General features: G+C 72.1%; 7 protein-coding genes and 1 pseudogene. 7 read left to right on the top strand and 1 reads right to left on the bottom strand.

Translation table 11 applies throughout. The features are described from left to right. The 6 genes and pseudogenes from G3I19_RS13515 to G3I19_RS13495 all read left to right on the top strand — a co-directional run. Positions 1–4,388: non-ribosomal peptide synthetase (locus G3I19_RS13515; protein WP_164263601.1), on the top strand; the 4,388-nt coding region annotated here is incomplete at its 5' end. Next, a complete protein-coding gene (locus G3I19_RS13510) occupies positions 4,385–5,164 on the top strand; it encodes a 2,3-dihydro-2,3-dihydroxybenzoate dehydrogenase (protein ID WP_164263598.1) in 780 nt (259 codons plus the stop codon). The genes G3I19_RS13515 and G3I19_RS13510, both read left to right, overlap by 4 nt. 83 nt (positions 5,165–5,247) lie before the next feature. Further along, positions 5,248–6,456: an isochorismate synthase gene (locus tag G3I19_RS13505; protein WP_343235092.1), complete on the top strand. Its 1,209-nt coding sequence runs from the start codon at positions 5,248–5,250 to the stop codon at positions 6,454–6,456. Beyond that, a pseudogene (locus G3I19_RS13500) lies at positions 6,453–8,084 on the top strand ((2,3-dihydroxybenzoyl)adenylate synthase); the annotation flags it as partial. The gene G3I19_RS13505 and the pseudogene G3I19_RS13500, both read left to right, overlap by 4 nt. 42 nt (positions 8,085–8,126) lie before the next feature. After that, positions 8,127–8,759 carry an isochorismatase family protein gene (locus tag G3I19_RS36880; RefSeq protein ID WP_203599531.1) on the top strand — a complete coding sequence of 211 codons (633 nt, stop codon included), beginning with the start codon at positions 8,127–8,129 and terminating at the stop codon, positions 8,757–8,759. Between the two features lie 6 nt (positions 8,760–8,765). Next, the gene (locus tag G3I19_RS13495) at positions 8,766–8,996 is read left to right on the top strand and encodes a phosphopantetheine-binding protein (protein ID WP_164263591.1); all 231 of its coding nucleotides are present in this window, start codon (positions 8,766–8,768) and stop codon (positions 8,994–8,996) included. Between the two features lie 49 nt (positions 8,997–9,045). Here G3I19_RS13495 and styB read toward each other — a convergent pair whose 3' ends face one another. Next, complete coding sequence (gene styB, locus G3I19_RS13490; RefSeq protein ID WP_164263589.1) at positions 9,046–9,534, bottom strand: styrene monooxygenase NADH-dependent flavin reductase subunit StyB; 489 nt, start codon at positions 9,532–9,534, stop codon at positions 9,046–9,048. 527 nt (positions 9,535–10,061) lie between these two features. Here styB and G3I19_RS37470 point away from each other — a divergent pair. Beyond that, positions 10,062–10,580, top strand: coding sequence for a hypothetical protein (locus G3I19_RS37470; protein ID WP_343235091.1), 519 nt, complete (start codon positions 10,062–10,064; stop codon positions 10,578–10,580). The last annotated feature ends 53 nt before the right edge of the window (positions 10,581–10,633 follow it).

Raw genomic sequence — 10,633 nt, 5'->3', positions numbered from 1 at the left:
ACCCCGCCGCCCTGCCCGCCCCCGGTTCCCTGGCCGCCGGCCGGTCGGGCCGCCCGCCGGCCGACGTCCGCGAACAGGTGCTGTGCGGGCTCTTCGCCGACCTGCTCGACGCCGAACAGGTGGGCCCCGACGACGACTTCTTCGCGCTGGGCGGACATTCGCTGCTCGCGACCCGGCTGGTCGGCCGGGTCCGTGACGCGCTCGACGCGGGCATCGGTGTCCGCGACCTGTTCGAGGCGCCCACCCCGGCCCGCCTGGCCACCCGGCTCGACACCTCGGCCCCGGCCCGCCCCCGGCTGGTCCCGGCGGTCAGGCCCGAACGCGTCCCGCTGTCCTACGCCCAGCGCCGGCTGTGGTTCCTGCACCGGATGGAGGGGCCGAGCCCCACGTACAACATCCCGCTGGCCATACGGCTGACCGGGCCGCTCGACGTCGCCGCGCTCCGCCTCGCGGTGACGGATCTGGTGGACCGGCACGAGAGTCTGCGGACGGTCTTCCCGCCGGACGACGGCGACCCGTGCCAGGTCGTGCTGGACGCCGGGAGTGCCACCGTCGAATGGGATGTGACGGAGACCGGCACCGACGGCCTGACGGCCGCACTCACCTCGGCCGCCCGTTTCGCCTTCGACCTGACCAGCCATCTCCCGCTGCGCGCACGGCTGCTGAGAGCAGGCCCGGAGGACCACGTACTGCTGCTGTTGCTGCACCACTCGGCCGGTGACGACTGGTCCCTTGCACCGCTGGCGGACGATCTGGCCGCGGCCTACACCGCCCGCCGGGCGGGCGGCGCCCCGCAGCTCGCGCCACTGCCCGTGCAGTACGCGGACTACGCCCTGTGGCAACGGGAACTGCTCTCCGGGACGAGCGATGTCGCGGCCGGGCAGCTGGCCTTCTGGGCCGGGCAGCTCGCCGGGCTCCCCGACCAGCTCGACCTTCCCGCCGACCGGACCCGCCCGGCCGTCGCGAGCCACCGGGGCGGGACCGTCCCGGTGCGTATCGACGCGGAGCTGCACCGGGCGGTCCGGGCGCTGGCCCAGCGCTGCGGGGCGACCGTGTTCATGACGCTCCAGGCCGGCCTGGCCGCTCTGCTCACCCGGCTCGGCGCGGGCACCGACATCCCGCTGGGCAGCCCGGTGGCCGGACGCACCGACCGGGCCCTGGAGGATCTGGTCGGGTTCTTCGCCAACACCCTCGTCCTGCGCACCGACACATCGGGCGACCCCGGCTTCGCCGAGCTGCTGGCCCGGGTGCGCGCCGTCGACCTCGCCGCCTTCGACCATCAGGACATCCCCTTCGAGCGGCTGGTCGAGGAGCTCCGCCCGGTCCGCTCCCCCGCACGGCACCCCCTGTTCCAGGTGATGCTCTCCTACGGTGCGGGGCGCCCCGGCCCCAGTCTCCCCGGACTCACCGCCCGGCCGGTCCGCGTACACAACGGGTCCGCCAAGTTCGACCTCACTCTCTCACTGGGCGACGCCCCCGGCGGCGACGGCATCGAAGGGTTCCTGGAGTACGCCGTCGACCTGTTCGACGAGGACACCGCCCGGGGGTTCACCGAGCGGCTGCTGCGACTGCTGCGGCAGGCGGTGGCCGAGCCCGGACTCCCGATCAGCAGGCTGGAGATCCTCTCGGGCGCCGAACGGGACCTGATGCTCCGCCAGTGGAACGACACCGCGGCCCCCGTGGACGCCCGCAGTTTCCCCGCGATGTTCGAGGACCGGGCCCGCAGCCACCCGGAGCGCGAGGCGCTGGTCGCGGGCGGCCGCCGGCTCACCTACCGGCAGACGGACGCGCTGGCCAACCGGCTGGCGCACCGGCTGCGTGAGCTGGGTGTGGGCCCCGAGCGCACCGTCGGCATCCATCTCCCGCGGAGCGCCGAGATGGTGGTGGGCCTGCTCGCCGTGCAGAAGGCCGGTGGCGCCTTCGTACCGCTGGAACCGTCGTGGCCCGCGCAGCGGATCGCCACCATCGTCGGCAACGCCCGTCCGGCGGCCGTCCTCACCACGGCCGACGCCGCGAACGACCTGCCCGCGACGGTGCGGACCCTCGAACTGGACCTCGACGGGGACTGGTTCACCGGCTGTCCTGAGCACAGCCCCGACGTGCCGGTCGACCCCGAGAACCTGGCCTACGTGATCTACACGTCGGGCTCGACCGGCACCCCCAAGGGCGCCATGATCCGGCACCGCGCCATCAGTAACCGGCTGCCCTGGCAGATCGGGCTGCTGGGCCTGACCCCGGACGACCCGGTGCTCCACAAAGCCCCGCTGACCTTCGACATCTCGGTCAACGAGATCTTTCTGCCACTGGCCGCCGGTGCGACCCTGGTGGTGGCCGACGCGGGGCGCGAGGGGGATGTGGCGCATCTCCTGGAGCTGATCGGGCGGGAGCGGATCGCCTTCGTCTATCTCGTCTCCTCGATCCTCGACATCATGCTGGGGCGCGAGGACATCGCGCAGGCGGGCGCCTCGCTCAAACACGTCTGGTGCGGTGGCGAGGTGCTCACACCCGAGCTGTTCCGTCGCTTCCGGGAGCGGCTGGGCGACGCCACGATGTACCACGGGTACGGTCCGGCCGAGACCACGATCGGTGTGACCTGCCAGGTCTACCGCGGCGACGCGGAGCAGGGGATCACCATCGGCAGGCCCAACCCCAACACCGCGGTGTACGTGCTCGATCCGGCGATGAACCCGGTGCCGGTGGGGGTGCCGGGTGAGCTGTATCTGGGCGGTGTCCCGCTGGGCCGGGGCTACCTCGGCGATCCCCGTCGTACGGCGGCCGCTTTCGTCCCCGACCCCTTCTCGGGCGAGCCGGGGGCGCGGCTGTACCGCAGCGGCGACCTGGCCCGTTTCCGGGCGGACGGGAACATCGAGTTCCTGGGCCGGGTCGACAACCAGGTCAAGATCCGCGGAGTACGGGTGGAGCTGGAGGAGATCGAGTCGGTGCTCGGGCGGCACCCGAGCGTGCGCCAGGCCGTCGTCCTGGTCCGGCACGGCGGGCCCGGCGGCGACCAGCTGGCCGCCTGGTGCACCCCGGACCTGGAACATCCGCCCGCGGACGGCGACGAGTTGCTCGACTGGCTGCGCACAGCTCTGCCCGAGTACATGGTGCCGCGGAACTGCCGGGTCGTGTCCGCCTTCCCCCTGATGACGTCGGGCAAGGTCGACCGGAAGGCGCTCGCCGCGTCCGAGGACGAAGCGACGGACGGACGCGCCGCGACAGCTCCCTACACGGAGCCGGCCAACGACACCGAACGGCTGGTGGCAAAGGTGTGGGCGCAGGCGCTCGGTCTGCCGCGGGTCGGCGCGCACGACAACTTCTTCGATCTGGGCGGCCACTCGCTGTTGCTGGCCCGGGTCCAGACGGCGCTGCGCGCCCGCCTCGGCTGGGATGTGCCGGTCCTTGACCTGTTCACCCGTCCGACGGTGTCCGCTCTCGCCGGGTATCTGGACGACCGGGACGGTCTGGCGCCGCCGTCCGCCTCCAGCGCGGGCAGCAGGCAGGCCCTCGGCGTCCTGCTGCCGCTGCGGACCAGCGGCGATCTGCCGCCGCTGTTCTGTCTGCACCCCGCGTCCGGGCTGAGCTGGCCGTTCGCCGGACTGCGCCGGCACATCGACATCCGGCGCCCGCTGTACGGCATCCAGAGCCGGGCGCTCACCGGCGACCTCCCGGCGGCACCCTCGCTGGCGGACATGGCGGCCGAGTACGTCGAGCACATCCGGGAGGTCCAGCCGCACGGCCCGTACCACCTGGTGGGCTGGTCGTTCGGGGGCGTCGTGGCCCACACGATGGCCACCCTGCTGCGCCAGGACGGGGAGCAGGTCGCCCTGCTGGGGATGCTCGACTCGTACCCGCGCTACCCCTGGGAGAAGCTGGCCGACGACCACGAGCAGCAGGCCCTGCGGTCGCTGCTCTACATGTCGCACTACGACCTGTCGCAGCTGGACGACGAGCCGCTGGACCGGGAGCGGGTGATGGCGGTCATCGCGGAACGCGGCGGCATCCTCTCCGAGCTGGCCGCACCCTCGGTCCAGGGGGTGATGGACACCTTCGTGTCGTCGGCGGTCCTGCAACAGGGCGTGGAGCACCGGGTGTTCGACGGCGACCTGCTCTTCTTCACTGCCACGGTCGACCAGGTCGACACGGCGCTGACACACCGGGACTGGAAGCCGTATGTGGAGGGCGCGATCGAGAACCACAACGTCACCTGCCGTCACAAGGACATGACCCGCAACGGCCCCCTCGCGGAGATCGCGCGCCATCTCGACCGCAGACTGCGCGATCTGGCGGGCGTACGGCCGACCACGATGACCGGCCGCGCCGTCCCGTCGGCATCGGCACAGGCCCCGGCCCCGGCCCCGGCCGGCATACGGAAGGCCAGGGACATATGAGCGCGGGCAGTGAACTCTCCGGACGTGTCGCCGTGGTGACGGGGGCGGGCCGGGGCATCGGCGAGGCGGTCGTCCGCGCGCTCGTCGCGCAGGGCGCACGGGTCGTGGCGGCAGACAAGGAATCCGACGGCGTCGACCGGCTCGCCGGGGCGTTCCCGGGCCTGGTGACCGCCCGCAGGGTCGATGTCACCGACGCGGCCGCGGTGGACGAGCTGGTCGTGCGGACGGAGCGGACCCACGGCCGCCTGGACATCGCGGTGAGCGTGGCCGGGATCCTCCGCCCCGCGCCGGTGGTCGGTCTCGGGGACGCCGACTGGGCGGCGACCTTCGCCGTCAACACCACGGGGGTCTTCCACCTTTCACGGGCCGCGGCCCGTGTGATGGGCGGCCGCGGCACGGGCAGCATCGTCACCGTCGGCTCGAACGCGGCCGGGGTGCCCCGCAGCGGAATGGCCGCGTACGCGGCGTCCAAGGCGGCCGCGGTCATGTTCACCAAGTGCCTCGGCCTGGAACTCGCGCCCGTCGGCGTGCGCTGCAACATCGTCTCGCCCGGCTCGACCCTGACCGATATGCAGCGGCAGCTGTGGACGGACCCCGGTGCGTCCCAGCGGGTCATCGACGGTGACCCGCTGACCTACCGCACCGGAATCCCGCTCGGCCGGATCGCCGATCCCGCCGATGTCGCCGACGCCGTCGCGTTCCTCGTCTCCGACCGGGCCCGTCACATCACGATGCACGACCTGTACGTGGACGGCGGCGCCACACTCCGTGCCTGACCGGCACCCGCTCCTCCGCCCCGCCCCACCCCTCTCCGATCGGAGCCCACGTGACCTCCCTTCCCGACCTGGCAGGACCTCCGGTGCCCAGCAGCACCTCTCGCTCATCGGGCTCCGGCCCCCGGCCCCTCACAGCGGTCGGAGCCGCCACCGGACTCCTCACCGCCTACGAGCCGGGCGACCACTGGTTCTTCGCCTCGCCCACCCGTACTCTGCTCGCCCACGGCACCCGCGTCGAAGTACCGCAGGACGAACGCCCGCCGGCCGCACGCGTGTCGGAGCTGCTCGCTGAGCGGCGGAGCGGCGGTGACCGTGCGGCGCTCGTCGTCGGCACGGTGCCCTTCGACCGCTCCGCCCCCGCGCTGCTGGCCGTACCGCACACGGTGAGCTGGGCCCCCGCCCTGCGGGAGGACCCGCTCATCGCACTGCCCGCGCCCGCCTGTGCGCCGCCGGCCGGCGGCTGGACGGTACGGGAGGTGCCCACCGCCCGCCAGTACGCCGCGTCGGTGGCGTCCGCCGTCCGCCGGATGCGGGCCGGTGAGTTCAGCAAGGTGGTCCTCGCCCGCACCCTGGAGCTGACGTCCGCCGACGAGCCCGACATCCCGGCCGTGCTCCGGAGACTGGCCGGGTCCGACCCCGGCGGCTACACCTTCGCCATGCCGTCGGGCCCCGGGCGTACGCTGCTCGGCGCAAGCCCCGAACTGCTGGTGTCCCGGCGTGGATCTCGCGTAGTGGCCAACCCGCTGGCCGGGTCGGCGCCCCGCAGCTCCGATCTCGCCGAGGATGTGCGCCGGGCGTCGGCGCTGCTGGACTCCGCCAAGGACCTGCACGAGCACACGGTCGTCGTGGACGCCGTGCGTGCGGCGCTCGCCCCGTACTGCGCACACCTCGATGTGCCCGCACGCCCCACCCTGGTGCGCACCGCCACCATGTGGCATCTGTCGACCACCCTGAGCGGGGAGGTGGCGGACCCGGCCGTCTCCGCGCTGGAGCTGGCCGGTGCGCTGCACCCGACACCCGCCGTGTGCGGGACCCCGACCGCGCGCGCCCGTGAGGTGATCGGCGAGCTGGAGCCCTTCGGCCGGGGCCACTACACCGGGATGGCCGGGTGGTCGGACGCGAGCGGCGACGGCGAATGGGTCGTCTCGATACGGTGCGCCGAAGCGCAGGGGCGCCGACTGCGCCTGTACGCGGGCGCGGGGGTCGTGCCCGGCTCGTCGCCTGAGGCCGAGACCGCGGAGACAGCAGCCAAGTTCCGTACCTTCCTTGACGCCTTGGGGGTCGAGCAGTGAGCCCCGCCGTCGAGGAGGCGCCCTCGTGGCCGCAGGGGTTCGCCGAGCGCTACCGGGCGGCAGGCTACTGGCGCGGCGAGACCTTCGGCGGGATGCTGCGCGAGCGGGCCGCGGAGCACCCCGACCGGATCGCCGTCGTGGACCCGGCGGGCGAGCGGCGGGCCTGGACCTATCGCGAGCTGGACGAGCGGGCCGACCGGCTGGCCGCCGGATTCGCCGCCCGGGGCATCCGCAAGGGCGACCGCGTCGTCGTCCAACTACCCAATACCGCCGAGTTCTTCGAGGTGGTCTTCGCTCTCTTCCGGCTGGGCGCGTTGCCCGTCTTCGCGCTGCCGGCCCACCGGGAGCTGGAGATCGGCTACTTCTGCTCGTTCACCGAGGCGGTCGCGTATGTCGTCCCCGACACGCACGCCGGCTTCGACCACCGCGCCCTGGCCTCGGCCGTACGCGCCGAAGTGCCCACGCTGCGCGAGGTGTTCGTGGTGGGCGAGCCGGGTGAGCACACCGCGCTCGCCGATGTGCCCCGTGAGCCGGCCGGCCATGTCGGGGGCGAGGGGAGCGACGGGCCCGCCCCGGACGACCTCGCGTTCCTCCAGCTCTCCGGCGGCAGCACGGGAGTGCCGAAGCTCATCCCGCGCACGCACGACGACTACCTCTACTCGCTGCGCGGCTCCAACGAGATCTGCCGGGTCGACGCGGACTCCGTGTACCTGGTCGCGCTGCCCGCCGCGCACAACTTCCCGCTCAGTTCACCAGGTTCGCTGGGTGTGCTGTACGCGGGCGGGCGGGTCGTCCTGTGCCCGCAGCCCGATCCGGCCACCGCTTTCCCGCTGATCGAACGGGAGGGCGTGACCCTCACCGGTCTGGTGCCGCCCCTCGCCCTGGTCTGGACGGATGCCGGGCCCGGCACACCGTACGACCTGTCCAGCCTGCGGGTGCTGCTGGTGGGCGGCGCGAAGTTCAGCGAGGCAGCGGCCCGCCGGGTGCGCCCCGCACTGGGGTGCGCCCTGCAGCAGGTCTTCGGGATGGCCGAGGGACTGGTCAGCTACACACGGCTCGACGACCCGTGCGAGACCGTGGTCACCACCCAGGGCAGGCCCATCTCACCGGATGACGAGATACGCGTCGTGGACGACGCGGACCGTGAGGTGGCTCCGGGCACCACAGGCCATCTGCTCACCCGGGGGCCCTATACGATCCGCGGCTACTGGCGCGCCCCCGAACACAACGCGCGCGCCTTCACCGATGACGGCTTCTACCGCACGGGCGACGTGGTCCGCAGGACCCCCACCGGACACCTCGTCGTGGAAGGGCGGGCCAAGGACCAGATCAACAGGGGCGGCGAGAAGATCGCGGCGGAGGAGGTCGAGAACGTCATCCTCGCCCACCCGGCCGTGCACGACGTGTCCGTCGTCGCGATGGCCGACGGCTACCTCGGCGAACGCAGCTGCGCGTACGTCATCCTGCGCCGGGGCGCGGAGCCGCTGAGGCCCGCCGCCGTGAAGAAGTACGTCCGCGAACGGGGCCTGGCCGCCTACAAGGTCCCCGACCGGGTCGAGTTCGTCGACGCCTTCCCGCAGACCGGGATCGGCAAGGTCAGCAAGAAGGACCTGCGTACCGCGGCCGCCCCGGGAACCACCGCACCACCGCACCACCGAGAGGCTTCCGCCATGGCACTTCCCGCCATCACCCCGTACCCCATGCCCACCGCGGACGAGCTGCCCGCGAACCGCGTCGGGTGGACCGTCGACCCGGACCGGGCCATGCTGCTCGTACACGATCTGCAGAACTACTTCCTGGACGCCTTCACCGAAGGCGCTTCCCCGGTCACCGAGCTGCTGGACAATGTGGAGCGCCTGACGACCGAGGCACGCCGCCGAGGCGTCCCGGTCGCGTACTCGGCGCAGCCCGGCGGCCAGACACCCGAACAGCGGGGCCTCCAGCAGGACTTCTGGGGCCCAGGGCTGCCGGACGGCGAGCGCGCGAAGGCCGTTCCCGCCGCCCTCGCACCCCAGGCGGGGGACACGGTGATCACCAAGTGGAAGTACAGCGCGTTCGTCCGGTCGCATCTGCTCCGCCGGATGCGCGACCTCGGGCGCGATCAACTGGTCATCGTGGGGGTCTACGCGCACATCGGTGTGCTGATGAGCGCGTGCGACGCCTGGATGCAGGACATCAGAGCCTTCGTGGTCGCCGACGCCGTCGCCGACTTCTCCCGGCAGGACCATGACATGGCCCTGCGCTGGGCGGCCGGCCGCTGCGCCGTCGTCACCAGCACCGACGCGCTTCTCAAGGAGTTCTGAGCGGCCATGACACTCACCGTGGAACGGATCCGCGCGGATGTCGCGGACGCGCTGGGCGAGGACCCGGCGGACGTCCCTCTCGACGAGAACCTGGTCGACTACGGGCTCGACTCCATCCGCATCATGACCCTCCTGGAGGGATGGCGGCGCGAGTACGGGGTGGAGGCCGGGTTCGCCGACCTCGCGGCACGACCCGAGATAGGCATATGGGCGCCGCTCCTCGGGGCCGGCTCCTGACCGTGCTCCGCGCAGGGGGCGTCGCCCCCTGGGCGGCGCTACGGCCGGTTCAGCCCAGCTGCAGCACGTGGCTGTGCCGGCTGCCGAAGAAGACGAGCGGGACCCCGTCGGTCGCACTGGAGAAATCCACTCGCGCGACGAACAGGGTGTGATCGTGGATCCCGATCTCGCGCGTCACCTCGCACTCGAACCGGGCGAGACTCCCCCCAAGCGTGGAAACGTGGTCGCCCGAGACGAAGTCCGGTTCCACGCGCCCGTCGCGCGGGCCGCTGAAGTGGGACGCGTACGCACTCTGCTCCTGGCTGAGCACACTGACTCCGTACCAGCCGCTGTCGGATATGAGTGAGTGGGTCTTCCCCTTCCGCAGCGAGACCATGACGGTCGGCGGATCGAGGCTGACCGAGGTGAAACTGTTCACGGTCGCGCCGTGTGTCCTCCCCTCGGTGTCGACGGCAGTCACCACGACGATGCCCGTCGCGAACAGAGCGACGGACTTGCGGTACTGGGCCGTGGACACCTCCGGCCTGGACGATCGCATCGGGCGCTCCCCTTTCTCCTGGTGAACGGGACGGCATCGGGGTGGGAGTTCCCCGCCCAGCCATTCGAACTTAGGTTAGCCTAACCTAAATATCACGCCTTTCGGGATCCCGTGCACCGACCATCAAGCACCGGCCCCCACCCCCGAATTTCACAAGAACCTCACAACCTCCTTAAGATCTCCTCTAATCTGCTTCGGAGCGCGGCAGCGAGTGGCAACAAAGACCAGGGGGTCGCATGTCTCTTCGGGATGCACCGAGATCGTCGGAATGCAACGGTGCCCAGGACCGGGAGGACGGCGGGAGGAAGAGGCGCCGGGTCTCACGGGGGCTGGCGGCCGCCGGGCTGGCGGTTCTGCTCGCGGGCGTCTCCGCGTGCTCCGGCGGGGGCCAGGACGACAGAGCATCAGCCACACCGTCGGCTTCGGCGCGAATATCCGCTCCTCCGTCCGCCACACCGGCCACATCCGCGTCCCCGTCCGCCTCGCCCTCCGCACCCCCTTCGAAGAAGCCGGCCGCCAGGGAGCCCGTGAGCGACCACACCGACTGGAACCTCCAGAAGGCAGTGGCAGACGTCCGCAAGCACCATGTGAAGTCCGTTTCGTACGCGGACGCCAGCGAGTTGGGGCGCTCCGTGGTGCACACGTCCAACTGGAAGGTGTGCACCCAGACACCGTCCTCGGGTGTCTACAGCACGGCCACCACGCTCGCCTTCAAGGCCGTGGAGTCAGGCGAGTCATGCACACACCCACCGCACGCCGTACCCGGCAGCAAGTCCGGCGGTACGTCCGGCAGTACGTCCGGCAGTACGTCCGGCACCGGCGGGTCGTCATCATCCGGCGGTGGCAGCGCCGCCTCGGGCGGAAGTACGTCGACGGGCGGCGGCTCCGCCAGGACACAGGTGTGCAGCATCCGGTCCAACGCCGGCAACTGCTACCACGCCGGACAGTTCTGCCGGAACGCCGACGTGGGCGCGACGACCACGGATGCGGCCGGGCGGAGGATCGCGTGCGGCTCTTCGGCCGGCGCGAACCGGTGGCATTACTGAGCAGCCCGGTCCCGTCGAGGCGAGCCGGGGGGCGGTGTACGTTCCGGCGCCGG

The sequence above is a fragment of the Streptomyces sp. SID10853 genome, from assembly GCF_010548145.1.
In the GTDB taxonomy this organism is placed as follows: domain Bacteria; phylum Actinomycetota; class Actinomycetes; order Streptomycetales; family Streptomycetaceae; genus Streptomyces.
This window is presented reverse-complemented; position numbering and strand designations above follow the sequence as displayed.